The organism is Synechococcus sp. RS9902 (assembly GCF_014279635.1).
GTDB lineage: Bacteria > Cyanobacteriota > Cyanobacteriia > PCC-6307 > Cyanobiaceae > Parasynechococcus.
In genome coordinates this window covers 2,172,543-2,195,867 of sequence record NZ_CP047949.1, presented here as the reverse complement: position 1 = coordinate 2,195,867, position 23,325 = coordinate 2,172,543, and the positions used below count along the sequence as shown (strand labels likewise).

The window sequence follows — 23,325 nt, the reverse complement described above, 5'->3', positions numbered from 1 at the left end:
CCTCAACCGGTGTCGCCAGTGCTGCCTCAGGCCGCACTGCTGGCGTCGGTGACCTCCGCCTTGTCGCTGTCGTCGCTCTCAGCACTGGTCGCGCTGACGGTGGTGGCAGGCAGGAGTCCCAGCTGGGTTTCAACGGTGGAGCGGTAGCGGCTGAGGTCGGTCTCCAGTTCCTGGATCCGCACCTGCTGTGCTTCGTATTCGTTCGCCTTGCTGAACTGTTCAACGTTGTTGAGCATGCCGGTCCAGGCCGCGAAGAACCAGGCCGACACGGCTCCCAACCCCGCTGCCAGCAGCAGCAGTCCTGCCAAAGGCAGGGTGTACTCGACCCCGGGCAACACATGAACCGTCGTGGGGCTGGTGTTCGCCAGGGTGAAGAACACCGTGATCAGGCCGAAGCTGAAGATCAGGCCGAAGTTGATCTGACGCATGGCAGAGGAGCGTTCCCCTGGAACTTACGGACGGTTGGGTGGGAATGAATCGGAATCGACACGTGATTTATGACGCGCCCACGGCGGGGGCCTGAATGATCGCTGGAACGGGAGCCTGCCCTCGAATCAAGGGGGCCGTTGGTGAGATCACCTGTTCAATCGCACCCAGGTCTCGGTTCACCAGGGCTTCGATCGAGCTGCGGTAGCTGTCGGTCATCAGCTTGGGGTACAGCCCGATTCCGATGATCGGCACCAGCAGGCAGCCGATGATGTACACCTCGCGTGGCTCCGCATCCACCAGGTTGGTGTGGGACACCAGCTCCTCTTTCTCCTTGCCGAAGAAGATCTCGCGAAGCATCGAGAGCAGATAGATCGGTGTAAGGATCACCCCGACGGCGGCCAGCCCGCAGATCACCACGCGGAAGGGCAGGGTGTAGGCCTCATCCGTGGCGAAGCCAGCGAACACCATCAGTTCGCTCACGAACCCGCTCATGCCAGGCAGGGCCAGGGAGGCGAGGGCACACACCGTCCAGAGCGCGAACATGATGCGCATCTTCTGGCCAATGCCTCCCATCTCATCCAGCTGAAGCGTGTGGGTGCGGTCGTAGGTGGCACCCACGAGGAAGAACAGGCTGGCGCCAATCAAGCCGTGGCTGATCATCTGCAGCATGGCGCCACTGGTGCCCAGGGCACTGAAGCTGCCCACGCCGATCAGCACGAAGCCCATGTGGCTGATCGAGCTGTAGGCGATCTTTCGCTTGAGGTTGCGCTGGGCGAAGGAGGTGAGGGCGGCGTAAATGATGTTCACCACCCCCAGCACGATCAGCAGTGGGGCGAACTGGGAGTGGGCCGCTGGCAGCAGTTCACAGTTGAAGCGCAGCAGGGCATAGCCGCCCATTTTCAGCAGGATGCCGGCCAACAGCATGTGCACCGGTGCCGTTGCTTCGCCGTGGGCATCCGGCAGCCAGGTGTGCAGGGGCACGATCGGCAGCTTCACGCCGAAGGCGATCAGCAGCCCGGCGTAGCAGAGCAGTTGAAAGCCCGTGCCGAAGTCTTTGGCTGCAAGAGCGGTGTACTCAAAACTGGGGGTGCCGCCGCCGAAGAAGCCCATGGCCAGGGCGGCCAACAGGATGAACAGGGAGCTGCCGGCGGTGTAGAGGATGAATTTGGTTGCGGCGTACTGGCGTTTCTTGCCGCCCCAGATAGCCAGCAGCAGATAAACAGGAATCAGTTCCAGCTCCCAGGCCAGGAAGAACAGCAGCATGTCCTGCACGGCGAAGACGGCGATCTGGCCGCCGTCCATGGCCAGCAGCAGGAAATAAAACAGCCGAGGCTTGAAACTCACCGGCCATGCCGCCAGGCAGGCCAGGCTGGTGATGAAGCTGGTGAGCAGGATCAACGGCATCGAGAGCCCGTCGGCTCCCACCGCCCAGGTGAGGCCAAGATCCGGCAGCCAGCTCACCCGTTCGGACAGCTGCAGACCACTCAGGTTGGGGTCATAGCCGGTGAGGTAGGCCGCAACGGTGATCAGGAAGGTGATCAGCGTCACGATCAGGGCGTACCAGCGCACCTGCTTGCCCTCGCCTTTGTCTGGAACCAACGGAACCAGCAGGGCACCCACAATCGGCACCAGGATCGACAGGCTCAGCCATGGAACGGTTGCCTGCACCGGCTCACTCACCCCGGCGACTGCGAATTCGAACACGCTGTCAATCCGATCCTTACTGGTTGGATCGTAGAAATCATGGCCGCTGTGTCATCACCTCGATAGGCGATGACACACATGGGCGTTAGGCCTTAAGCGATTGGTCCGCCGATCACGCCAAACAGCACCACCAAGCCGATCACGCCGGCAAACACGATCAGGGCATAGAACTGGGCCCGTCCGGTCTCCAGATATTTGAGACCTTCGCCGCTGCCCAAGGTGAGCAGTCCGGTGAGGTTGACCACGCCATCCACCACCTTGGCATCCACCTCGAGCACCTCGCGCGCCAGTTTGCGGCTGCCCCGAACGAACAGCTTCTCGTTCAACACATCGAGGTACCACTTGTTGGCGAGGAAGGCATTCACCGCCGGGAAGCGACCTGCCACCAGCTGCCCCAGATCAATCCGACGCAGGGCATAGGCCAGAACGGCCAGGCTGATGCCGGCAACTGAGATGGCCACGGAGGCGCCCGCCAGCGGAAGGAATTCTCCCCAACTGAAATGTTCGGCCATCTCGAGGGCTTCTTCGGGATTGAGAAGGCCTGCGAATCGGCTGTTCCAGGGAGTGCCAAGCAGGCCGATCAGCACAGAAGGCACCGCTAGCACCGCCAAGGGGGCCGCCATCGGCCAGGCCGATTCATGCACGCTGCCGCCATGGGCGTGGTGCTCGGAAGGATCCTTTCCGGCCGCGCTCAGCAGCTGGGCCTGCATGGCGGTGTCGTTGCCGCGGAACTCCCCTTCAAAGGTGAGGAAATAGAGGCGGAACATGTAAAAGGCCGTCATCCCTGCTGTCAGGAAGCCCACCACCCAGAGCAGTGGGTAGCTGTTGAAGGCCTGACCAAGAATTTCGTCCTTGCTCCAAAAGCCGGCCAGGGGCGGAATGCCACTGATGGCGATGCAGCCGATGAAGAAGGTGATCGAGGTGACGGGCATCTTTTTGCGCAGGCCGCCCATCAGGCGCATGTCCTGGGCAAGAACGGGCTCGTGGCCCACCACCTCCTCCATGGCGTGGATGACGGAGCCTGATCCCAGGAACAACATCGCCTTGAAAAAGGCGTGGGTCACCAGGTGGAAGATGCCGGCGACCGGGGCGCCGCAACCCATCGCCAGCATCATGTAACCGAGCTGGGAGACGGTGCTGTAGGCCAGACCCTTCTTAAGATCCATCTGGGTTAGGGCAATGGAGGCCCCCAGGAAGCAGGTGATCGTGCCAACGACGGCGATCACGGTTTGAACGACGGGGAACTGGGCGTAGAGGGGATCGAGGCGGGCGACCAGGAACACCCCTGCGGCCACCATCGTGGCGGCGTGAATCAGCGCTGAAATCGGCGTCGGGCCCTCCATGGCATCGGGCAGCCAAACGTGGAGAGGGAACTGGGCCGACTTGGCCATCGGACCCATGAACACCAGCAGGCAGAGCAGCAGCGCGGCCCATGGCGCCACCGTTCCGGCGGCCAGGCCGTTCTGCAAGCCATCGGCGATTCCCTGGAAATCGAAGCTGCCGGTGGCCCAGAACAGACCAAGGATGCCCAGCAGCAGGCCGAAGTCACCCACCCGGTTCACCACAAAGGCTTTCTGGGCAGCGTGGGCGGCGCCATCACGGTCGTACCAGAAGCCCACCAGCAGATAGGAGCACATGCCCACCAGCTCCCAGAAGACGTAGATCTCGAGGAGATTGGGGCTGATGATCAGCCCCAGCATGGAGCTGCTGAACAGCGCCAAGTAGGTGAAGAAGCGCACATAGCCCTTGTCGTGGGCCATGTAGCCGTGGGAATACACCAACACCAGCAGGGCGATGGTGGTGACCAGCGCCAGCATCACCGCCCCGAGTGGATCCACCACGTAGCCCATCGGCAGAACGAAGCTGCCGGCACTGGCCCAGACGAACAGGTGTTCAACGGGCGGGGCGCCATTGAGCTGGTTGAACAGGATGCTGTAGCTGAGGGCCGCAGCTGCACCAACACAGGAGATCAACAGCAGCGCAACGGGTTTGCGCAACCGGTTGATCGTGCGGTTGAAGCTGATCAATCCCAGCCCGGTCAGCACGGCGCCGAACAGGGGCAGAACGGGAATGAGCCAGGCGAGTTCCTCGGCCGAGGGCATCCGCAAAAAGCAGGTTTAAACGAGTGTAGGCAGCTCAGCCCAGCAGGTTCTGGAGTGCTGAATTGCGCATCAACTCGGCAGCCGTCGGAATGAAGCGGTGGGCCCACCAGAACACGCCGACGGCAATGGCGATGCCCAGTTGCGCGGGGCGGACAAATTCCTGCCACTGCAGCTGCTGGCGTCCGTCCAGAACGGCAGCGAACGGCACGATCGAGGTTCTGGCCTTGAGCTCATCAAAGGCCTCACCGAAGCGGGTCTTCAGGCGCCGGTCGCCATGCCAGACGGCGAAGAGGTGATGGCCGATCAGGCCCACGCAGGTCACCAACATGAAACTGCTGCCGATCCAGAGGGCGTGGGTGAGGCACCAGAGAATTTGCCCGATGGCCTGGGGATGGCGGCTGATGCGGATGATTCCCGTGGCATAAAGACGCACCTGTGGTTTCAGCACCGCCGGGATCTCCAGCAGGTTGTAGGTGGCTGGATAAAGGAAGAGAAAGCTGATGGCGGTTCCGATCCACACGATCGGAATCACCCCAGGCACGCCCTGGAGATTCCACAGCCGCACCCCGTCGTAGCGATGGGCCAGGAACCAGCCGATCACCACCACGGCCGAGGGAATGCTGGCTGCCGCGAAGATCAGGCGCCAGGCCCTCGCTCCGATCACGTCCTCAGCCCGGCTGCGCAGGGCAGCTCCACCGCTGTGAATCACCGCAAACAGGATCAGCAGCACCAGCATCACGACGCTGCTGTGGTGGGTGGAGGCCATGGCGGCTGCGTTGGAAGGGCGTGATTCTGGCTGGCGGACGTGGCGGTCCTAAATTTCTGGTGTTCCTCCGGGTGTTCCGCGGTGGCCGATCTGCCGTTCACCCTCGACCAGCTGCGGATCCTTCGCGCGATTGTCAGTGAGGGCAGCTTCAAGAAAGCCGCCGACAGTCTTTACGTCACCCAGCCCGCCGTCAGCCTTCAGATCCAGAACCTGGAGAAGCAGCTGGAGGTGTCGCTGTTTGATCGCGGCGGGCGCAAGGCGCAGCTCACTGAGGCTGGCCATCTGCTGCTGAGTTACTGCGACCGGATCCTGAGCCAGTGCCACGAAGCCTGTCGGGCCCTGGATGATCTCCACAACCTCAAAGGTGGATCCCTGATCGTGGGGGCAAGTCAGACCACCGGCACCTATCTGATGCCTCGGATGATCGGCCTGTTCCGCCAGAAATATCCTGACGTGTCCGTGCAGCTCCAGGTCCACAGCACCCGCCGCACGGGCTGGAGTGTGGCCAACGGTCAGATCGACCTGGCGATCATCGGTGGTGAATTGCCGGCGGAACTCAATGAACTGCTGCAGGTGGTGCCCTACGCCAGTGATGAGCTGGCGCTGGTGCTGCCGGTGAAGCACCCCCTGGCCCGGCTGGCTGAACTCACCAAGGAAGACCTCTATCGCCTGGGCTTTGTCTGCCTCGATGCGCAATCCACCACCCGGAAGATGGTCGACCAGCTTCTGGCGCGTTCCGGCCTGGATGTGCAGCGCCTCCGCATCGATATGGAGCTGAATTCGCTGGAAGCCATCAAAAATGCCGTTCAGGCGGGCCTGGGCGCCGCCTTTGTTCCCGTGGTGTCGATCGAGCGGGAGTTAATGGCGGGCACGATTCATCGGCCCCAGGTGGCTGATCTGCAGGTGCGGCGCCAGCTCAAGCTGATCACCCACCCCGCCCGCTACTGCTCACGTGCTTCGGTGGCCTTCCGTAATGACGTTCTGCCCGTCTTTGCCAGTGCTGACAGCCCGATTCGCCAGGCAGCGAAGGTCGTGCCTGAAGCGATCGGGGAGCACTGGTTTAGAACTGATCGGCCTCTGGTGTGACGCCCACAGCGTCATCTGCCACACCTCGGGTGAGGAATTTGTTCTCACTGATGTCGGTTTGGTAGACGCAGCGCACCACGGGCTTGTCCCGAACGGAGCCGATGTAGGCAAAGGTGTTCATCCGCTGTTTGCACTCACGCTCCTGCTCGGCGGTGATGGCTCCCTCCTTGCGCAGCACCGACCAGTTCTCCCGACGGATCACACAACCCGGTTGCAGGGTCGGCTGGGTCACAAAGCTGCTGGAGGGGTTGAGCGTCGTGTACATCTCGATGTCCATGACGAAGGCGCTCGCCCCCCACTGGCGGCAGAACTCCGGGTCGGGAACGGCCATGTCCAGTTGCTGGGAGCTGGCGATGTTCCCCTGGTCGCCCGTGGTGGTGCTGGTGACAGCGCTGCCGATGCCGATCCCCACCACGAGAACCCCTGCCAGGACGGCCACGGTGAGGGTGCTGAATTGAAAGCCGCCTTGGCCCCCTCCACCTCCTGGTGGGGGGCCGGGAGGACGGCCGTATCCGCCCCGGGGCGGAGCGTCATAGCGGTCACGCTCAACGCGGTCGTAGCGGCTGTCCCGCGGTCGGCGGCCGCCGCGGTCGTAGCGCGAGCCGGTCACAACAGTTCAGGGGTGCGGGGCAGGCCCATGGAGAAGTTCTGCACGCGGCCATCTGGGTTGTAGCTGAGTTCTCCGGCCTGGAGCAGTTGCCGGATGAATCCCTCCAGGTCTGTGCCGATGCGGCGCAGGGTGTAGTCACTCAGTTCGCCGCCGGCCGCGGCATCCACCAGTTCCTTGAAGCGTCCCTGCACCTTGGCGAGGCTGGCGGCATCCCAGAGAAATTCGTTGTCGGGATCCAGATCCAAGGTCAGCTGGTCATCCGAAGGAACCAGATCCTCCTCTTGAAGTGCTGCTGTGAACAGGCGCACGTGGCGGGTGGTGCACTTGAGAAGGGTGTCAGCCAAGACGCGCCCACGGGAAAGCTGACACGACTTTAAGAAGCGAACGGGGGTCAAGCCCTTTTAAGGTTGGTTTCACTTTCGAGACGGCCGCATGCGCGTCGCTATTGCCGGAGCTGGTCTTGCTGGACTCTCCTGTGCCAAATACCTGGCAGATGCCGGCCACACCCCCATCGTGGTTGAAGCCCGTGATGTGCTGGGCGGCAAGGTGGCGGCCTGGAAAGACGAGGACGGCGACTGGTACGAGACCGGCCTGCACATCTTCTTCGGGGCCTACCCGAACATGCTGCAGCTGTTCAAGGAGCTGAACATCGAAGACCGGCTGCAGTGGAAGAGCCATTCGATGATCTTCAACCAGCAGGACGAACCCGGCACCTACAGCCGCTTTGATTTCCCCGATCTGCCGGCACCGGTCAATGGTGTGGCGGCGATCCTGGGCAACAACGACATGCTGAGCTGGCCTGAGAAAATCAGCTTCGGCCTGGGCCTTGTGCCTGCGATGCTCCGGGGTCAGGGGTACGTCGAGGAGTGCGACAAATACTCCTGGACCGAGTGGCTGCGGGTCCACAACATCCCAGAGCGGGTGAACGATGAGGTGTTCTTGGCCATGAGCAAGGCCCTGAATTTCATCGATCCCGATGAAATTTCTGCCACGGTTGTGCTCACAGCGCTCAATCGCTTCCTGCAGGAGAAGAACGGCTCCAAGATGGCGTTCCTGGATGGCGCACCGCCGGAGCGCCTCTGCCAGCCGGTGGTCGAGCACATCGAGTCACTGGGTGGTGAAGTGCACCTCGACAGCCCCCTGCGTGAGATCAAGCTCAATGCCGATGGGTCGGTGGCGGCCTTCCACATCGGTGGCGTGAAGGGCAAGGAGAGCTTCGATCTCACCGCTGATGCCTATGTCAGTGCCTTGCCGGTGGATCCTTTCAAGATGCTGCTGCCTGAGCCCTGGAAGCAGATGGAGGTGTTCCAGAAGTTGGATGGCCTCCGGGGTGTCCCCGTGATCAACCTGCACCTCTGGTTCGATCGCAAGCTCACCGACATCGACCATCTGCTGTTCAGCCGCTCCCCCCTGCTCAGCGTGTACGCCGACATGAGCATCACCTGCCGGGAGTACGAAGACCCCGATAAGTCGATGCTTGAGCTGGTCTTTGCTCCCGCCAAAGACTGGATCGGCCGTCCCGACGAGGAGATCATCGATGCCACCATGGGTGAGCTCAAGAAGCTGTTCCCGATGCACTTCAGTGGCGATAACCCCGCCACCCTGCGCAAATACAAGGTCGTGAAGACGCCGTTGTCCGTTTACAAGACGACTCCCGGTTGCCAGGAGCTGCGCCCGGATCAAACCACCCCGATCGAGAACTTCTTCCTTGCGGGCGACTACACCATGCAGCGCTATCTCGCCTCGATGGAGGGTGCTGTGCTCAGTGGCAAGCTCTGTGCCGGTGCGGTGGACCGCAAGACAGGCCAGCTGGCATCATCGACCTCTTCCAGTGAGCCTGTGACGGCCTGAGCCATGCCCCTCGCCTCCCCGGATCTCGACGCAGCCTTTGAGGCCTGCCGTCGGGAGACCGCCGAGTGGGCCAAGACGTTCTATATCGGCACCTTGCTTCTCCCTCCGGAGAAGCGGCGTGCCATCTGGGCGATTTATGTGTGGTGCCGGCGCACCGATGAATTGATGGACAGCCCGGAGGCCCAAGCGCGTCCGGTCGAAGAACTTGCAGAGCGGCTCGACCGCTGGGAGGAGAAGACCCGTGCTCTCTTTGATGGCCGGGTGGAGGACGACCTCGATGCGGTGATGGTGGACACCCTGGAGCGCTTTCCCCAGGGCATTCAGCCTTACCTCGACATGATTGAGGGCCAGCGGATGGACCTCACCTGGACCCGCTACCCCCGCTTTGAAGACCTCAAACTCTATTGCTATCGCGTGGCAGGCACCGTTGGCCTGATGACCCAGGGGGTGATGGGTGTCGACCAGGCCTACACCTCAGCCCCCTGGAGCGACTGTCCCGACACCTCCGATGCCGCTGTCGCCCTTGGGATCGCCAACCAACTCACCAACATCCTTCGGGATGTGGGGGAAGACCGGGGCCGTGGCCGTATCTATCTGCCCCAGGAAGATCTCGAGCGGTTCGGTTATTCCGAGGAGGAGTTGATGGCCGGAACCCTCAACAACGCCTGGCGTGCGTTGATGCGCTTCCAGCTGGAGCGGGCTCGCGATTGGTTTGCTCGCTCCGAGGCAGGAGTCCGTTGGCTGTCTGCCGATGCGCGCTGGCCGGTGTGGACGTCGCTTCGGCTCTACCGCGGCATCCTGGATGAAATCGAGCGGGTCGATTACGACGTGTTCAATCACCGTGCCTACGTGGCCAAGGTCAACAAGCTGCTTGATCTGCCCCGTTCATTCCTGTTGGCTCAGTCACGCTAAAAACCCCCGACGGTCAGACCGGCAGGGGCTGGTGTTGATCGGCTGTTTCCCTCAATCAGATCGGTGACGGGATCAAACCGCCGTCTTCTGGTTGGCCAAGCAAGAGATCCTTAAGCTTGGACAGCTCGCCGGCCCAGCGGGGGTCGGGAGCGCCCTCGTTCTTCGCATCGGAGTGAACCACTTTGTTCACCGCCTTGCGGGCCACTTGAGGCTGACCGGCTGCGTTGGGGGCCCCACGACGGTTGCCACCAGCATTGTTGTCGCGACGCTCGGAGCGCTCGACGCGCAGAGCGCTGCCGCCGAACTCCTTGCCATTCAGCGCTTCGATCACGGCGTCAGCCAGCTTCGGATCGTCCACGTTGGCGAAGCCGAAACCGCGGCATGCACCGGTTTCGCGGTCGAGAACCGACTTGAACCGAATCCCTTCTCCCACCGTCTTGAGCAGAGCCACCAGCTCCTGTTCTTCAAAGGTCTGCGGCAGGTTGCCGATGTACAGGCGGATGCTCATGAAGGAAAGGAAATGCGATCTGTCGGTGTCTGACCGTCATCATTGACACCAGCAAAGTTAATCACAGAGCCTCGCTTTCACGGGTCAAGAAATGTTGGGCCTCCTTCAGTGCCTCGCTTGGGGTCTTGATGCGTCCAAAGGCATGTTCAAGCTTCAGATGAAGCAGCAGGCGTCCGAGACGGGGGCCGGGTTCGATCTCCAGGGCCGTGAGCAGGCCATTGCCGTCGACCGGGGTTCTGGGGTGGAACAGAGGGTCCTCGGCGTTGCGCCATCGACGCAGCCAGATTTCTTTTTCGAGCATGGGCAGTTGCAGGGCCAGGGCGGGGAGATCCCCCTCCAGCTCTTCGTGCAATTGCAGTCGATCGCTCTCGGGTAGCGCGTCCGGGGTCTGGCCGGTGCGGTGCTGCCAGCTCCGCAGCCGTTTGCAGCGCTGGCGCAGCGCGCGACTGGCGCGGAGTTGGCTGAGCCCCTCATCGCTGACCAGGGCCGTCAGTCGCGCCAAGGGCACTGCTGCTGCTGCTTCCTCGCTGGTCAGGCCATAGATGTTGCCGGGCGTGGGAGGTTGCCCTCCGGCCGCCCAGGGATGCAGCAACGGCAGGCTTGTGAGGGCTGCCATCGCGGCGTCAGCGTGTTCGCCCCGCACCAGGCGCTGCAGCTCCGCCAGGATTCGCTCCGGTGCCGCTTCTGGAAGCCGTGCGGCGTGGCGCTCAATCCACGCCATGGTCTGGCTGGAGATGGTGAGAGGGATTTCCGCCATCAGCCTTAATCCCCGCAGCAACCGCAGAGGATCGTCGATGAGGTTGGCTTCCGAGACGGCGGTCAGGCACCCCTGCTGGAGGTCGCTCAGTCCTCCTGTGGGGTCCCACAGCTCTCCCCAGGGCTGGAGAGACACGGCGATGGCATTGAGCCGGTAGTCGCGCCGCCAGAGGTCGTCTTCGATGCGGTCTCCGTCCTGTCGGGCGATGTCGACCGTCCAGCCCCCAAGCACCAGCCGAGCAATGCTCCGTTCCGCGTCGAGCACCACACACGTGCCATGGAGCTCCTGGGCCAGGGCCTTGGTCAGGGCGATGGCATCCGATGGGACCACCAGGTCCAGATCCGGCTGCTCCTGGAGACGGTCCAGCAAGCCATCCCGCACGGCGCCACCCACCAGCGCCGTGCCCTCCGGAAGCCGTGCCAGGGGGAGAGGCCACTGGTCTGGCGCCAGTCGCTCGCGCAGCTGGTCAAGCAATGCGTCGCCGGGGCCTTGGGCCATCAGAATGGGGAGAGTGAACGGCCTCGGGAGGCATGTGCATCTGCGTGGATTGCAGTTGGGTCGACCGTTGTCAGGCCTATCACGCAGTTGAGCGTCAGCATGGTGTTCCGCATCTGGCCCAGACCCCGGATTTTGAGCCAGACGCGCCTCGCATTCACGTTTCGGTAATGGATCTCCCCGATGGCCAGGCCGGGATTGAATGGGATGTGCGGTCCTGCTCCAGCTTCAAGGCGGATCCAGGACGGTGGCAGCGTTGTCGTCCTGGACAGGAGCTGCCCCGATGACGGCTCTGCCGCTGCTGCTCGCCCTGCACAGCTGTTCTGACTTCTTCGGCATGGCACTGCTGGATCCCCAGCAGCCCGGGGCAGAGCCTCTGGTGCAGGTCCATCCTGATGGCCGGGGCCTGTCCAACAGCTTGATTTCGCGGGTTCAGGAGCTCCTCCCGCCTGAGCGTTGGCCCCAGTTGCAGGGCCTTGCTGTGGCGACGGGACCCGGTGGCTTCACCGGCACCCGCCTCACGGTGGTGATGGCCCGCACCCTGGCGCAACAGCTGGATTGCCCCCTGCTGGGGGTGAGCAGTTATGCCCTGATGGCCCCACGTCTGGAGGTGCAATTGCCAAAAGCCATGCAGGGGGAACCGTTCTGGATCACCCAGGAGTTGCCCCGGCGGGGGGTGGTGGGTGGCGAATACCAGATCACGGCTGGGCAGGTGCATGAACTCAGCCTGCCGACCCTGCTGCCGCAGGGGGCATCACCCCAGCCCACTGTTGAGGTGCAGCTTGATGTGGAGGCGGATGTGGCGCAGTTGCTGAAGCTGCTGCAGCGCAGCCATGCTGCCGGGGCAGCGATGCCCTGGGCTGAGGTTCTGCCGATCTACCCCACCTCCCCTGTTGGACAGGTCTGATGGCGGGTGTGCGTACCGGGCTGCTACTGGGAGCTGGTCTGATGGTCTGGCTGTTGGGGCCTGGCCCGTTGTCGCCCTATCGGCGGGCTCTGTTGGATCGCAGCCCGCCGCAGCTGGTGCTGGTGCTCGGTGGGGATGTGGACCGGGAACGACTGGGTGCCCGGTTGGCCCGTCAGCTCGACCTGCCCCTGCTGGTGAGCGGCGGCAGCAACCGTGAGTACGCCGAATGGATGCTCAGTGAGGAGCGCTTCAATCCCGACCGCGTCACCCTGGATTACCGGGCCCGTGACACCCTCAGCAACTTCACGTCGGTGGTGGATGAGCTGCAGGCGGATGGCGTTCGCCACGTGCTGCTGGTGACCAGTGAAGACCACCTGCCCCGCTCCATGGCGGTGGGCCAGGTGGTGGCCGGCAGCCGCGGAATTCAGCTCACCGGCGTTCCCGTGGCCTGCCGCGAAGACTGCGCCCAAGAGGGGCGCCTCAAGCAATGGAGTGATTGGCTTCGTGCGGTGGCGTGGGTGATGACCGGTCGCGACCTCAGGGATGCAGCGGCCCCTGATCCAGCAGAGCGTTGATGCGTTCCTGCAGCAGAGCGGTGGTGGCATCCAGATCAGGCCTGCGGCGATTGGCCGGGGCTGGAATGGGGTCGCCGATGCGCAGCTGAATCGGCACAAGGCGCGGCCAGCTGCGCCCGCTGCCCAAGGCGCGGTGGCTGTTGCAGATGGCCACCGGCAGCAGCGGGGCTCCCGTGCGAGCCGCAAGCAGGGCCGCTCCGGGGAGTGGGTTGTTGATCCGGCCGTCGTTCTGTCGGGTGCCGTCCAGAAACACCCCCGTTGCCCAGCCTTCTTCGAGTCGAGCCGTTGCGGTGCGGATCGCTTCGCGATCGCTGGCACCCCGCCGCACGGGGTAAGCACCACAGGCCCGGATCAAGCGCCCCAGGAGCGGAATGTTGAACAGTTCCGCCTTGGCCATGAAGGCCACGGGGCGCCCCAGGGCATGGCCCAGGAGGGGCGGGTCCAGGTGCGAGCCATGGTTGGCCACCACCACAAGGGGCCCTTGCATGGGCACTCGGTTGTTCCCGGAGGTCGATCCGCGGAACAGCAAGCGGAAGACCGGGAACACCAGCAGGCTGCTGACCAGCCGGTAGGTGAGGCTCGGCTTGGGGGTGCGGATGAGGCTGGACTGACTCACTGTCCGAGGTCTCCAGCTCCGGAGATCTGGGCGGTGGTGACCCCGCTCATGCTGCGTTTGGCCAGGCCGCTGAGCACGTTGCCCGGACCGATTTCCACCAGGGTGTCCACGCCGCTGTCGGTCATGACCGCCATGGTTTCGCGCCAGCGCACGCCGGTGGTCATTTGCTGCTTCAGGCGCTGTTTGAGCTCGTCTGCACTGGTGCTGGCGCTGGCGGCGCTGTTGCTGAGCACCGGAACGCGGGCATCCAGGAAGGGCACGTTGTCCAGCTCGGCGGCGAAGCGCTCAGCCGCCTCCGCCATGAACGGGGAGTGGAAGGCTCCGGAGACGGCCAGAGGGATGGCGCGCTTGCATTTCAGGGCTCCACTCACGCGTTCCACGGCCTCTGGAGAGCCAGAGATCACCACCTGCGCATCGCTGTTGTCGTTGGCGATGCTGACGCCGTCCGTGGCGGCCACCAGATCGTCCAGTTGAGCGCGATCGAAGCCGATCACGGCCGTCATGGCGCCGCCCCCGGCGTTCGCCATCAGTTCTGAGCGGGTTTTCATCAGCTGCAGACCGGTCTCCAGCCCAAACACTCCTGCGCTGTACAGAGCAACCAGCTCGCCCAGGCTGTGGCCGGCCACCAGCGCGGGCTCGCGGCCCTGCTGCTGAAGGTTGTCGGCCAGTACCGATTCGATCACGAACAGGGCGGGCTGGGTGTTGCGGGTGTCGTTGAGGTCATCCGGGCCATCACCACCGCCGCATTCCCCTTGGCAGATCGCCAGCAGATCACGCCCCAGCAGCTCGGAGGCCATGGCGAAACGCTCGCGGCTGCCTTCGATGCTGAGCAGCGCTTCTGCCATGCCCACTTTTTGAGAGCCCTGACCGGGAAAGACCCAGGCGATCGCCATTGCTGTGTTCTGCAGACCGTGCCGGAGATTAGGCGGGCCCGCTCCAGCGGAAGAGGGCTGCACCCCAGCTCAATCCCGCTCCGAATCCACTGCTGGCGATGCGATGGCCGGGTTGGATGCGGCCATCCCGCACGGCTTCATCCAGCATCAGGGGAATGGTGGCTGCCGAGGTGTTGCCGTAGTTGGCCAGGTTGCTGAGCACTTTTTCGGAGGGCACCGAGAAGCGATCCGCCACGGCATCAAGGATGCGCTGGTTGGCTTGATGCAGCAGCAGCCAATCCAGGGAATCTGCGGTGACACCACCCTGTGCAAGCAGCTTCTCGAGAATCGCCGGCACCTCGCGCACCGCGAATTTGTAGACCTCCTGACCGTTCATCTGGATGGGGCTGAAGCCGCCGCATTGATGGCTGGCGTCCCCCACCAGGGGCCGGCGCTGGTTCACCTGGGGCAGCTGGAGCACTTCGCCGCGGCTGCCATCGGAGCGCAACAGGAATCCGTCGAGATCGTCCTGACCGCTCTCTGAAGCTTCCAGCACCACGGCACCAGCCGCATCACCGAAGAGAACGCAGGAGCGTCGATCGTCCCAGTTAACCCAGCGGCTGAGTTGATCGGCCCCCACCACGAGAATGCGGCGCATTGCCCCACTGCGCAGGTACTGGGCGGCGGTCACAACGGCGAAGAGAAAGCCGCTGCAGGCAGCGGTGAGATCAAAGGCCGCGGCATGGGTGGCGCCGAGGCGCGCCTGCAGCCGTGGAGCCGAACCGAACAGGTCGTCCGGGGTGGAGGTGGCCAACAGGATGAGATCGAGGCTGTCTGCCGACCAACCGGCCATCTCCAAGGCCCGTTCCGCCGCCAGTCCGCTCAGTTCCGCCAGGGATTCGTCGCTGTTGACCACCCGTCGCGCGGCAATGCCGGTGCGACTGCGGATCCATTCGTCACTCGTCTCAACCCGCTGGCCAAGCTCAGCGTTGCTGATCGAGCGGCTGGGCGTCGCGCTGCCAGATCCTCGGAACAACACTCCGCTGGTTGTGCTGAGCGGCTCGACCAAGGCGGAGGTTGATTGACGTCGCGTCAGTCAATCACAACTTTGTTGCAGCGTGGCGAGATCCTCCATCACCCCATGGCTGGCTGCGGAGTGGGCAATGCGCAGGGCACTGACCACGGAGAGGGCTTTGCTGCTGCCGTGGCCGATCACGGAAATGCCGTTCACGCCAAGCAATAGAGCGCCACCGTGCTCGGCATGGTCAAGCCGCTTCTTGATGCGCTTCAGGTTGCTGCGCAAGAACGCTGAGCCAACCTTGCCGCGACGTCCCCGGGGCAACTCCGCCCGCAGCACCCCCAACAGAACACTGCCGACGGACTCGAGGAACTTGAGCAGCACATTGCCGGTGAATCCATCGCAGACCACCACATCGAAGTCGCCCGAAAGCACATCCCGGCCTTCGCAGTTGCCGGCGAAGTGGAGCCTGGATTCGTCCCGCAGCAATTCGTGGGTCTTCAGGGAGAGATCGTTCCCCTTGCACTCCTCTTCGCCGATGTTCAGCAGGCCAATGCGTGGGCGTTTCACCTGCAGCACATCCCGGCTGTAGATGTTCCCCAGCAGAGCGAACTGGTGCAAGTAAGTGGGCTTGCAGTCCATGTTGGCGCCCACATCGAGCACCAACACCGGCTTGCTGGGATCTTTTGTGGGGAACAGGGCGCCGATGGCAGGACGGTCGATGCCCTTGAGCCGTCCCAGCCGAAAAATCGCTGAGGCCATCACCGCACCGGAATTACCGGCGGAGTAAACCGCCTCGGCCTTGCCTTTCTTCACGAGGTCCATGGCCACATTGATGCTGGCGTCCCGTTTGCGCCGCACCGCCGTGGCTTCGTCATCCATGCCGATGGAGGGCCCACTGGCCACCAGGTCCAGATGTCCTGCTGCCCGCGCACTCTCCAAGGCTTCGCGTAGGCCAAGGCTGTTGGCGTCAGCCATCACCCGGTCGATCTCCCCCACGAAGCGGATCTTCAGCGGCAGCCGGTCAATGGCGTCCAGGCATCCCTCCAGGATCGGCCCCGGCGCATGGTCACCACCCATGCCATCGACGGCCACCCAGAGGCGCTCCGCATCGTCGATCTCATCGGTATCGGTGCCCCCTTGCAGCCAGCGCAGGGGATCGAACCCCAGCGGTTGGAGCACGGTGCTGGCCACCGTGCCTGCTCCGGAGACCACGGTTTCCGCCACGTTGCCGGCCATCGAACCCGCGGCCGTTGCTGAGCTGGCAGCACCATCAACGATGGTTGTGACGGCGGCGTTGCGCCGATACCAAATCACCAGGCGACGGATCGCCCGAGGACGGTTTGTTTTATGCCGCGGCTGAGGAGCCGGGGTGGGATCAGGGTCCTTCGGAGGCAACGGAATCGACGATGCGCTGGAACAGGTAGCCGGTGCCCCGAGCTGTGAGGATCAACTCGGGATTGGCAGGATCATCCTCCAATTTGGAGCGCAGACGGGAGATATGAACATCCACCACCCGGGTGTCCACATGGCGCTCCGGGGTGTAGCCCCACACCTCTTTGAGGATCTCGCCGCGGTTGAACGGTTCGCCGGAACGGCTCACCAGCAGTTCCAACAGGCTGAATTCCATCCCCGTTAAGCGGATGCGTTCATCGCCGCGGAACACCTGGCGTTTGTTGGTGTCGATGCGCAGGTCGCTGACCTGGATCACGCCGGAGTTGGGAATGCCCGCCACCTGCTCTTTCTCCACCCGGCGCAGCACGCAGCGGATGCGGGCTTCAAGCTCCTTCGGGCTGAAGGGCTTCACCACATAGTCATCGGCACCGAGCTCAAGCCCGGTGATGCGGTCAGCCACGTCGCCGAGGGCCGTCAGCATCACGATGGGAACGTCGGATTCCTTGCGCAGCTCCTGGCAGACGCCATAGCCGTCCAGCTTTGGCATCATCACGTCCAGCACCACCAGGTCTGGCATGCAGGTGGGGAACAATTCCAGAGCTTCCGTGCCGTCGCAGGCAGTCACGACGTTGTACCCAATCATGGATAGACGGGTTTCCAGGATCCGTCGGATCGATGCCTCGTCGTCGACCACGAGGATCGTTTCCTTGGTGGGAGCCGTGGCCGTCATGGGCACCGAGGCGTTAGTCACTTCTCGCCACAAATAAAAGGGCAGCCCCCTGCTCCGTTCATTCAACGGCAACTTTCTTCACAGTTCGCAGTGCCCAAATCCACCGCTGTTTTCATCTGTCAGGTCTGTGGAGCCCGTGCCCGACAGTTTTTCGGCCGTTGCCCGGAGTGCGGCAGCTGGAATTCGCTGGTGGAGCAATCCCAGCCCGCCGACGATGGCCGTCGCCGCCGCAGTGCTCCGGATCCGGAGCAGGCCGCTGCCCCGCGACGGTCCACGGCCATGGCCTCGCTGGAGGATCAGCCGCTGCAGCGGCTGGCGACCGGGTCGGCGGAATTTGACCGCGTTCTGGGTGGTGGTTTGGTGCCCGGTTCGCTGGTGCTGGTGGGAGGCGATCCGGGTATCGGCAAGAGCACATTGCTGCTGCAGAGCGCCTCGGCCATGGCGGCCGGTGCATCAGTGCTCTATGTGAGCGCTGAGGAATCAGCGCAGCAGGTGAAGCTGCGCTGGCAGCGGCTTGCCGGGGGGGCATCGGAGCTGCAGTTGCTGGCCGAAACCGATCTGGAACTGGTGCTGGAGGAGCTGGAGGCCTTGCGCCCTGCTGTGGCGATCATCGACAGCATTCAGGCGTTGCATGACGCCAACCTCACCAGTGCGCCGGGGTCCGTCGGTCAGGTGCGTGAATGTGCAGCTGCCCTGCAACGGCTGGCGAAACGCCAGAACATCTCGTTGTTGTTGGTGGGGCACGTCACCAAAGAAGGCATGTTGGCCGGCCCGAAGGTGTTGGAACACCTCGTGGATGCGGTGCTCACCTTCGAGGGAGACCGCTTCGCCAGTCATCGCCTGCTGCGGGCCGTCAAGAACCGCTTCGGTGCCACCCATGAGTTGGGTTTGTTTGAGATGCAAAGCGGTGGCCTGGCCGAGGTGGGCAACCCCAGTGAGCTGTTCCTCAGCGATGCCCGCGCCTCCGGTGTCGCCACGATCGTGGCCTGTGAGGGCACGCGCTCTTTGGTGGTGGATCTGCAGGCCTTGGTGAACGTCACCAGCTATGCCAGTCCGCGACGCACGGCGACAGGGATCGGCACCAACCGTCTGCACCAGATCCTTGCGGTGCTGGAGAAGCACATGGGACTGCCGCTCTCCCGATTCGACTGCTATCTGGCCGTTGCCGGTGGCCTGGAGGTGGAGGAGCCGGCGGCGGATCTGGGGGTCGCTGCAGCGGTGGTGGCCAGTTTCAGAGATCTCACCCTGCCTGCGGGCACGGTGTTGATCGGTGAGCTTGGTTTGGGGGGGCAGTTGCGCCCTGTGGGTCAGCTGGAGCTTCGGCTCCAGGAAGCGGCTAGGATCGGGTTTCAGCGGGCCGTCGTCCCCCGGGGCAGTGGCCTGGGCGATCTGGCTTCTGGTTTGGATCTCGCTCTTCTTGAGGCCGACAGCGTCACCGAGGCACTGGTGCTGGCGCTCGGTGATGCCGTGCAGCCCGACCAGGACTGATTCAGAAGTAGACGTCGACGTTGCTGCGGCCCGTGGACTTCAGCCAGTTCTCGATGTCCAGATAACCGCCGGGATTGAGGCGCACGGCCTGGGTCCAGACGTCAGCGGCCTGGTCGAACCAGCGATCCGCTGCGTCCTGCTCACCGCCTTCCTCGGCGATGCGGCCCCATTTCTCGTAAATCAGCCCCATGTTCTTCAGGCAGGAGGGCTGGTTCGGGTTTTCCTCGAGCGCCTTGCGGTAGGTCTCGATCGCCCGCTCCTCCTCGCCGTTGGACATGTAGATGATGGCCATGTTCTTGAGGGTTTCGCTCCGGTCGGTGGAGTTCTCCTCGAGCTTCAGGGCCTCCTCGTAGTTCTCCAGCGCTTCGGCGTAGTCGCCATCGTTCTGGGCGGAGAGGCCATCCCGGTAATAGACGTAGGCCTCCTTGGAGCGGGCATTGATCGGCAACAGCTTGACGATCAGGTCCGCCATCACCGTGAAGCTCTTGTCAATGAAGTTGTCGTTGCGGTTGCTGCGGGGCACGGCGCTCCGGCGGACGGACCCCCATCCTGACGGGACCAGAGCCCGACCTAGCCTGCTCGTAAAGATCCCTGTTGCGTAAACACCTGTGAGCCCTTCGGTTCAGACCGTCGTCCTGGATGTGGAAGGGATGAAATGCGGCGGTTGCGTCCGCGCTGTGGAAACCACCCTGCTGGATCAGCCCGGTGTTCAGCGCGCCGATGTGAATCTGGTCAGCCGCTCGGCCTGGCTCGATCTCACTGCCGGTGAGAGTGATGTGGATGGTGTCTTGAAAGCCCTGGCAGACAGAGGCTTTCCGGCCAAGGAGCGTTCCCTGGATGCCCCGATCGGAGCGGTGGCTGCCGGGCAGGCGCTGCCGGGCTGGTGGCAGCAATGGCGACAGCTGATGGTGGCCCTGGTGCTGCTGTTGCTGTCGGTGCTGGGGCATGTCAGCGAGGCCGGTCACCTGTCGCTTCCCTTGATCGGCAGCCTGCCTTTTCACGCCACGCTTGCAACGGTGGCTCTGCTGGGGCCGGGCCGTCCGATCCTGGTGGGTGGTGTTGCGGCCGCTCGCGCAGGGGCCCCCAGCATGGATTCCCTCGTGGGCCTGGGGGTGAGCAGTGCCTATGTGGCCAGCCTGGTGGCCTTGGTTTGGCCCCAGGTGGGTTGGCCCTGCTTTTTCAATGAACCGGTGATGTTGCTGGGGTTCGTCCTGCTGGGACGTTTCCTCGAGGAACGGGCCCGTTTCCGGACCGGTCAGGCCCTGCAGCAGCTGGCTGAGCTCCAGCCGGACACGGCGCGCCTGCTGTTGAGCGACGGGGAGATTCGTGAGGTGCGCGTTGGCGCTCTCAGGCCCGGTGAAACCGTGCAGTTGCTGGCCGGTGACCGCATTCCAGTGGATGGGGTGGTGCTTGAGGGGGCCTCGGCCGTTGATGTGTCCAGCCTCACCGGTGAGCCCTTGCCACTGCAGGCGGAGCCCGGCACGGATTTGTCCTCCGGCAGCCTCAATCTGGAGTCAACCCTGGTTTTGAAGGTCACCCGTGTCGGTGCCGAAACCGCCCTGGCCCGGATCATTCGTCTGGTGGAGCAGGCCCAGGCCCGTCGGGCCCCCATCCAGGGCCTGGCCGATCGTGTGGCAGGCCGTTTTTGCTATGGCGTGATCGGCCTGGCCCTCGCCACGTTTCTGTTCTGGTGGTTGTTTGGTGCCCAGCACTGGCCTGAGGTTCTGCAGGCGTCAGCCCCTGGGATGCCCATGACCCATGCGATGTCCCATGGGATGGACCATGGCCATGGGATGCATCACGGCGGCTTGGGCAGTGGAGCCAGCACCCCGATGGGTCTGGCCCTGCAACTGTCAATTGCCGTGCTGGTGGTCGCCTGTCCCTGTGCCCTGGGTCTGGCGACCCCCACTGTGATCACGGTGGCCACCGGCTTGGCAGCACGGCGCGGCTGGCTGTTCCGCGGTGGTGATGTGATCGAAACAGCCGCCGGTTTGGACCATGTGGTCTTCGACAAGACCGGCACCCTCACCTTGGGGCGCCCCCTCGTGACCGATGTGTACGGGGATGACCCGGATCATTTGTTGCAGCTCGCGGCCAGCCTGGAGCAAAGCAGCCGCCATCCCTTGGCCTACGCCCTGCTGCAGGAGGCCCAGCGCCGGGAGCTCGCGCTTCTGGACTGCGAGGACGTTCGCACCATCTCCGGCCAGGGCCTGGAGGGCCACGTGGACGGTGCATCGGCTCAGGTGCGTGCTGGCAAGCCCGACTGGTTGGAGGAGCAGGGTGTTGCCATCGCCCCCGCTGCCCAGGACTGGCTCTCTACCGCTGAAGGCTCGGTGGTGGCTGTTGCTGTGGGAGCTGTCCTGGTGGGCCTGGTGCAGATCGAGGATCAGCTGCGCCCGGATGTTGCCCCGGCGTTGCAACGCCTGCGTTCTCACGGTCTGGCGCTTTCGGTGTTCAGTGGTGACCGGCAGGCGGCTGTGCAGCGCCTTGGTCAGCAGCTGGGCTTTGCCGCCAAGGATCTGGGCTGGCAGATGCTGCCGGAGCAGAAGCTGCAGCGCCTCGAGCAGCTGCGGCAGGCCGAGCGGGTGGCCATGGTGGGCGACGGCATCAACGATGCGCCGGCCCTGGCCGCGGCTGATCTTGGGATTGCCATTGGCACTGGAACCCAGATCGCGCAGGACTCCGCTGGTCTGGTGTTGCTCGGCGATCGGCTCGACAACCTGCCCGAAGCCCTCAGCCTGGCGCGCCGCACCCTGGTGAAGGTGCGGCAGAACCTGTTCTGGGCCTTCGGTTACAACCTGATTGTTCTTCCGGTGGCCGCCGGTGCCTTGCTCCCCAGCCATGGGGTGCTGCTGTCGCCCCCGTTGGCGGCGCTGTTGATGGCCCTAAGTTCGATCACTGTGGTGCTCAACGCCCTGGCTCTTCGCTTGCCATGACAGGTCGCTTCATTGTTCTGGAGGGCATCGATGGCTGCGGCAAGACCACGCAGATCCAGCATCTGGTCGAGTGGTTGCCCAAAAGCGGTCTGATGCCGAAGGGTGCTGCTGTGGTCTGCACCCGTGAGCCCGGAGGCACTCCCCTGGGCCGCTCAATCCGTGAACTCCTGCTGCACACGGCAGACCAGGTGGCACCAGCTCCCACCGCTGAACTGCTGCTTTACGCCGCCGATCGGGCGCAGCATGTTGAAACGTTGATCCGTCCTGCGCTGGAGCGTGGTGACTGGGTGATCAGCGATCGTTTCGCGGGATCGACCCTCGCCTATCAGGGCTATGGGCGGGGTCTGGATCGGGACTTGATTCAGCGGCTCGAACAGATCGCCACCACGGGGCTCCAGCCCGATCTCACCCTCTGGCTGCGCCTTTCCGTTCAAGAGAGCCTGCGGCGCCGTCTCGGGGACAAGGAGGACCGCATCGAAGCCGAGGGAGCCGCATTCCTGGAGCGGGTGTCACAGGGTTTTGCCCAGTTGGCCCAGCAGCGTTCCTGGTGCACCGTCGCTGCAGATCAGTCAGCCAGCGCCGTTCGTGCTGCTCTGGAACGTCAGCTTCAGGAGCATTTGGCTTGAGCGCGCTGTTTGAGGATCTGATCGGCCAGCCCCGTGCCGTTGATCTGCTTTCGGCGGCCCTGGCCCAGGACCGTGTGGCCCCGGCTTATCTCTTTGCCGGCCCTGAAGGGGTGGGTCGTCAGTTGGCGGCGGTGCGTTTTCTGGAGGGACTGCTGGCCGACGGTCAGCCCTCGGCCCGGGAACGCCGACGCCTGCTGGAACGCAATCACCCCGATCTGCTCTGGGTGGAACCCACCTATCAGCATCAGGGCCGTTTGCTGACCCGCGCCGAAGCTGAGGAGGCGGGGCTCAGCCGCCGCACTCCGCCCCAGTTGCGCTTGGAGCAGATCCGCGACATCGGACGCTGTCTGGCCCGGCAGCCGGTGGAGGCGAAGCGCGGGATGGTTGTGATTGAGGCTGCTGAGGCGATGGCGGAAGCTGCGGCCAATGCCCTGTTGAAAACGCTGGAGGAACCCGGCCATGGGGTGCTGATTCTGTTGACCTCAGCCCCCGAGCGGTTGCTCAGCACAATTCGCTCCCGCTGTCAGTTGATCCGTTTCATTCGGCTCAACCCCGAGGCCATGGCTCAGGTGCTCGAGCGCACCGGCGCTACAGCTCAGGATGCTCCGGAACTTCTGGCCTTGGCTGCCGGGTCTCCAGGCGCTCTGATCGACCATCGCCGCAGCCTGGCTGGTCTGCCCGAGGCGTTGGTTCAGCGCCTTGATTCTCTCCCCAGCACTCCAATGGAGGCGCTGGCATTGGCACGCGATCTCTGCGAAGCCCTCGATGGCGAGCAGCAGCTCTGGTTGATTGGCTGGTGGCAGCACCGGCTTTGGCGCTCCGGCAGTTCCGCCTCAAGTCTCAAGCGCCTGGACACGCTGCGCGGCCAGCTGCTCTCGTTCGTTCAGCCGCGATTGGCCTGGGAGGTGGCGCTGCTCGACCTCACGCCATCCGTCTCCTAGG

At 63.8% G+C, this 23,325-nt stretch carries 24 protein-coding genes; 10 read left to right on the top strand and 14 right to left on the bottom strand.

Translation table 11 applies throughout. The features are described from left to right. Positions 1-26: 26 nt before the first annotated feature. The 4 genes from SynRS9902_RS12140 to SynRS9902_RS12125 form a co-directional block, all read right to left on the bottom strand. Complete coding sequence (locus SynRS9902_RS12140; protein WP_186509302.1) at positions 27-428, bottom strand: lipopolysaccharide assembly protein LapA domain-containing protein; 402 nt, start codon at positions 426-428, stop codon at positions 27-29. Positions 429-495: 67 nt separating this feature from the next. Further along, on the bottom strand, positions 496-2,133 hold the full coding sequence (locus SynRS9902_RS12135; protein WP_186509301.1) for an NAD(P)H-quinone oxidoreductase subunit 4: 1,638 nt from the start codon (positions 2,131-2,133) through the stop codon (positions 496-498). A 92-nt stretch (positions 2,134-2,225) separates the two neighbouring features. Next, a complete protein-coding gene (locus SynRS9902_RS12130; RefSeq protein ID WP_186509300.1) occupies positions 2,226-4,235 on the bottom strand; it encodes an NAD(P)H-quinone oxidoreductase subunit 5 in 2,010 nt (669 codons plus the stop codon). A gap of 34 nt (positions 4,236-4,269) precedes the next feature. Continuing rightward, positions 4,270-5,001 (bottom strand): NnrU family protein, encoded by a 732-nt coding sequence (locus SynRS9902_RS12125; protein WP_186509299.1) that lies wholly within the window; start codon positions 4,999-5,001, stop codon positions 4,270-4,272. Positions 5,002-5,082: 81 nt separating this feature from the next. On the opposite strand from SynRS9902_RS12125, the gene SynRS9902_RS12120 reads away from it, so the two are divergent. Next, positions 5,083-6,087, top strand: coding sequence for a LysR family transcriptional regulator (locus SynRS9902_RS12120; RefSeq protein ID WP_186509298.1), 1,005 nt, complete (start codon positions 5,083-5,085; stop codon positions 6,085-6,087). Here SynRS9902_RS12120 and SynRS9902_RS12115 read toward each other — a convergent pair. Next, on the bottom strand, positions 6,062-6,697 hold the full coding sequence (locus SynRS9902_RS12115; protein WP_186509297.1) for a DUF3172 domain-containing protein: 636 nt from the start codon (positions 6,695-6,697) through the stop codon (positions 6,062-6,064). The genes SynRS9902_RS12120 and SynRS9902_RS12115 overlap by 26 nt on opposite strands. Then, positions 6,694-7,041, bottom strand: coding sequence for an NAD(P)H-quinone oxidoreductase subunit M (locus SynRS9902_RS12110; RefSeq protein ID WP_025362552.1), 348 nt, complete (start codon positions 7,039-7,041; stop codon positions 6,694-6,696). The genes SynRS9902_RS12115 and SynRS9902_RS12110 overlap by 4 nt, the downstream gene beginning before the upstream one ends. Positions 7,042-7,129: 88 nt before the next feature. Here SynRS9902_RS12110 and pds point away from each other — a divergent pair, with 88 nt between their 5' ends. Beyond that, positions 7,130-8,548, top strand: a complete 1,419-nt coding sequence (pds, locus tag SynRS9902_RS12105) for a 15-cis-phytoene desaturase (protein WP_186509296.1) — start codon at positions 7,130-7,132, stop codon at positions 8,546-8,548. Positions 8,549-8,551: 3 nt separating this feature from the next. After that, positions 8,552-9,460: a phytoene synthase gene (locus tag SynRS9902_RS12100; protein WP_186493980.1), complete on the top strand. Its 909-nt coding sequence runs from the start codon at positions 8,552-8,554 to the stop codon at positions 9,458-9,460. A gap of 55 nt (positions 9,461-9,515) precedes the next feature. Here SynRS9902_RS12100 and SynRS9902_RS12095 read toward each other — a convergent pair whose 3' ends face one another. Next, positions 9,516-9,968, bottom strand: a complete 453-nt coding sequence (locus tag SynRS9902_RS12095) for an RNA-binding protein (RefSeq protein ID WP_186509295.1) — start codon at positions 9,966-9,968, stop codon at positions 9,516-9,518. 61 nt (positions 9,969-10,029) lie between these two features. Next, a complete protein-coding gene (locus SynRS9902_RS12090; RefSeq protein ID WP_186509294.1) occupies positions 10,030-11,223 on the bottom strand; it encodes a CCA tRNA nucleotidyltransferase in 1,194 nt (397 codons plus the stop codon). 32 nt (positions 11,224-11,255) lie between these two features. Here SynRS9902_RS12090 and SynRS9902_RS12085 point away from each other — a divergent pair, with 32 nt between their 5' ends. From SynRS9902_RS12085 to SynRS9902_RS12075, 3 genes are read left to right on the top strand one after another with little or no spacing between them, the layout of a single operon-like run. Further along, the gene (locus SynRS9902_RS12085; RefSeq protein ID WP_011365320.1) at positions 11,256-11,507 is read left to right on the top strand and encodes a Ycf34 family protein; all 252 of its coding nucleotides are present in this window, start codon (positions 11,256-11,258) and stop codon (positions 11,505-11,507) included. Then, positions 11,504-12,127 carry a tRNA (adenosine(37)-N6)-threonylcarbamoyltransferase complex dimerization subunit type 1 TsaB gene (gene tsaB / locus SynRS9902_RS12080; RefSeq protein ID WP_186509293.1) on the top strand — a complete coding sequence of 208 codons (624 nt, stop codon included), beginning with the start codon at positions 11,504-11,506 and terminating at the stop codon, positions 12,125-12,127. The genes SynRS9902_RS12085 and tsaB overlap by 4 nt, the downstream gene beginning before the upstream one ends. Beyond that, positions 12,127-12,702 carry a YdcF family protein gene (locus tag SynRS9902_RS12075; protein WP_186509292.1) on the top strand — a complete coding sequence of 192 codons (576 nt, stop codon included), beginning with the start codon at positions 12,127-12,129 and terminating at the stop codon, positions 12,700-12,702. The genes tsaB and SynRS9902_RS12075 overlap by 1 nt, the downstream gene beginning before the upstream one ends. On the opposite strand, the gene SynRS9902_RS12070 is transcribed toward SynRS9902_RS12075, so the two are convergent. From SynRS9902_RS12070 to rpaB, 5 genes are read right to left on the bottom strand one after another with little or no spacing between them, the layout of a single operon-like run. Beyond that, complete coding sequence (locus SynRS9902_RS12070) at positions 12,665-13,318, bottom strand: 1-acyl-sn-glycerol-3-phosphate acyltransferase (RefSeq protein ID WP_186509291.1); 654 nt, start codon at positions 13,316-13,318, stop codon at positions 12,665-12,667. The genes SynRS9902_RS12075 and SynRS9902_RS12070 overlap by 38 nt on opposite strands. After that, positions 13,315-14,211: an ACP S-malonyltransferase gene (gene fabD, locus SynRS9902_RS12065; protein ID WP_186509290.1), complete on the bottom strand. Its 897-nt coding sequence runs from the start codon at positions 14,209-14,211 to the stop codon at positions 13,315-13,317. Before fabD ends, SynRS9902_RS12070 begins: the two co-directional genes overlap by 4 nt. 28 nt (positions 14,212-14,239) lie before the next feature. Continuing rightward, positions 14,240-15,259: a beta-ketoacyl-ACP synthase III gene (locus SynRS9902_RS12060; RefSeq protein WP_186509289.1), complete on the bottom strand. Its 1,020-nt coding sequence runs from the start codon at positions 15,257-15,259 to the stop codon at positions 14,240-14,242. Between the two features lie 27 nt (positions 15,260-15,286). After that, on the bottom strand, positions 15,287-16,606 hold the full coding sequence (gene plsX / locus SynRS9902_RS12055) for a phosphate acyltransferase PlsX (RefSeq protein WP_186509288.1): 1,320 nt from the start codon (positions 16,604-16,606) through the stop codon (positions 15,287-15,289). Then, positions 16,587-17,333, bottom strand: coding sequence for a response regulator transcription factor RpaB (rpaB, locus tag SynRS9902_RS12050; protein WP_038552777.1), 747 nt, complete (start codon positions 17,331-17,333; stop codon positions 16,587-16,589). Before rpaB ends, plsX begins: the two co-directional genes overlap by 20 nt. 90 nt (positions 17,334-17,423) lie before the next feature. On the opposite strand from rpaB, the gene radA reads away from it, so the two are divergent. After that, positions 17,424-18,821 (top strand): DNA repair protein RadA, encoded by a 1,398-nt coding sequence (gene radA / locus SynRS9902_RS12045; protein ID WP_186509287.1) that lies wholly within the window; start codon positions 17,424-17,426, stop codon positions 18,819-18,821. A 1-nt stretch (position 18,822) separates the two neighbouring features. On the opposite strand, the gene SynRS9902_RS12040 is transcribed toward radA, so the two are convergent. Then, positions 18,823-19,344: a photosystem I assembly protein Ycf3 gene (locus SynRS9902_RS12040; protein WP_006849793.1), complete on the bottom strand. Its 522-nt coding sequence runs from the start codon at positions 19,342-19,344 to the stop codon at positions 18,823-18,825. A gap of 85 nt (positions 19,345-19,429) precedes the next feature. Here SynRS9902_RS12040 and SynRS9902_RS12035 point away from each other — a divergent pair, with 85 nt between their 5' ends. The 3 genes from SynRS9902_RS12035 to SynRS9902_RS12025 are packed head-to-tail and all read left to right on the top strand — an operon-like array spanning position 19,430 to position 23,324. After that, a complete protein-coding gene (locus tag SynRS9902_RS12035) occupies positions 19,430-21,757 on the top strand; it encodes a cation-translocating P-type ATPase (RefSeq protein ID WP_186509286.1) in 2,328 nt (775 codons plus the stop codon). Continuing rightward, the gene (tmk, locus tag SynRS9902_RS12030) at positions 21,754-22,383 is read left to right on the top strand and encodes a dTMP kinase (protein WP_186509285.1); all 630 of its coding nucleotides are present in this window, start codon (positions 21,754-21,756) and stop codon (positions 22,381-22,383) included. The genes SynRS9902_RS12035 and tmk overlap by 4 nt, the downstream gene beginning before the upstream one ends. Then, positions 22,380-23,324 (top strand): DNA polymerase III subunit delta', encoded by a 945-nt coding sequence (locus tag SynRS9902_RS12025; RefSeq protein WP_186509284.1) that lies wholly within the window; start codon positions 22,380-22,382, stop codon positions 23,322-23,324. Before tmk ends, SynRS9902_RS12025 begins: the two co-directional genes overlap by 4 nt. Position 23,325 lies beyond the last annotated feature (1 nt).

Coding starts and splice junctions, on each gene's coding strand:
- SynRS9902_RS12140 (WP_186509302.1), bottom strand. CDS start 428: ATGCGTCAGATCAACTTCGGCCTGATCTTCAGCTTCGGCCTGATCACG.
- SynRS9902_RS12130 (WP_186509300.1), bottom strand. CDS start 4,235: ATGCCCTCGGCCGAGGAACTCGCCTGGCTCATTCCCGTTCTGCCCCTG.
- SynRS9902_RS12125 (WP_186509299.1), bottom strand. CDS start 5,001: ATGGCCTCCACCCACCACAGCAGCGTCGTGATGCTGGTGCTGCTGATC.
- pds (WP_186509296.1), top strand. CDS start 7,130: ATGCGCGTCGCTATTGCCGGAGCTGGTCTTGCTGGACTCTCCTGTGCC.
- SynRS9902_RS12100 (WP_186493980.1), top strand. CDS start 8,552: ATGCCCCTCGCCTCCCCGGATCTCGACGCAGCCTTTGAGGCCTGCCGT.
- SynRS9902_RS12095 (WP_186509295.1), bottom strand. CDS start 9,968: ATGAGCATCCGCCTGTACATCGGCAACCTGCCGCAGACCTTTGAAGAA.
- SynRS9902_RS12090 (WP_186509294.1), bottom strand. CDS start 11,223: ATGGCCCAAGGCCCCGGCGACGCATTGCTTGACCAGCTGCGCGAGCGA.
- SynRS9902_RS12085 (WP_011365320.1), top strand. CDS start 11,256: ATGTGCATCTGCGTGGATTGCAGTTGGGTCGACCGTTGTCAGGCCTAT.
- tsaB (WP_186509293.1), top strand. CDS start 11,504: ATGACGGCTCTGCCGCTGCTGCTCGCCCTGCACAGCTGTTCTGACTTC.
- SynRS9902_RS12075 (WP_186509292.1), top strand. CDS start 12,127: ATGGCGGGTGTGCGTACCGGGCTGCTACTGGGAGCTGGTCTGATGGTC.
- fabD (WP_186509290.1), bottom strand. CDS start 14,211: ATGGCGATCGCCTGGGTCTTTCCCGGTCAGGGCTCTCAAAAAGTGGGC.
- rpaB (WP_038552777.1), bottom strand. CDS start 17,333: ATGACGGCCACGGCTCCCACCAAGGAAACGATCCTCGTGGTCGACGAC.
- tmk (WP_186509285.1), top strand. CDS start 21,754: ATGACAGGTCGCTTCATTGTTCTGGAGGGCATCGATGGCTGCGGCAAG.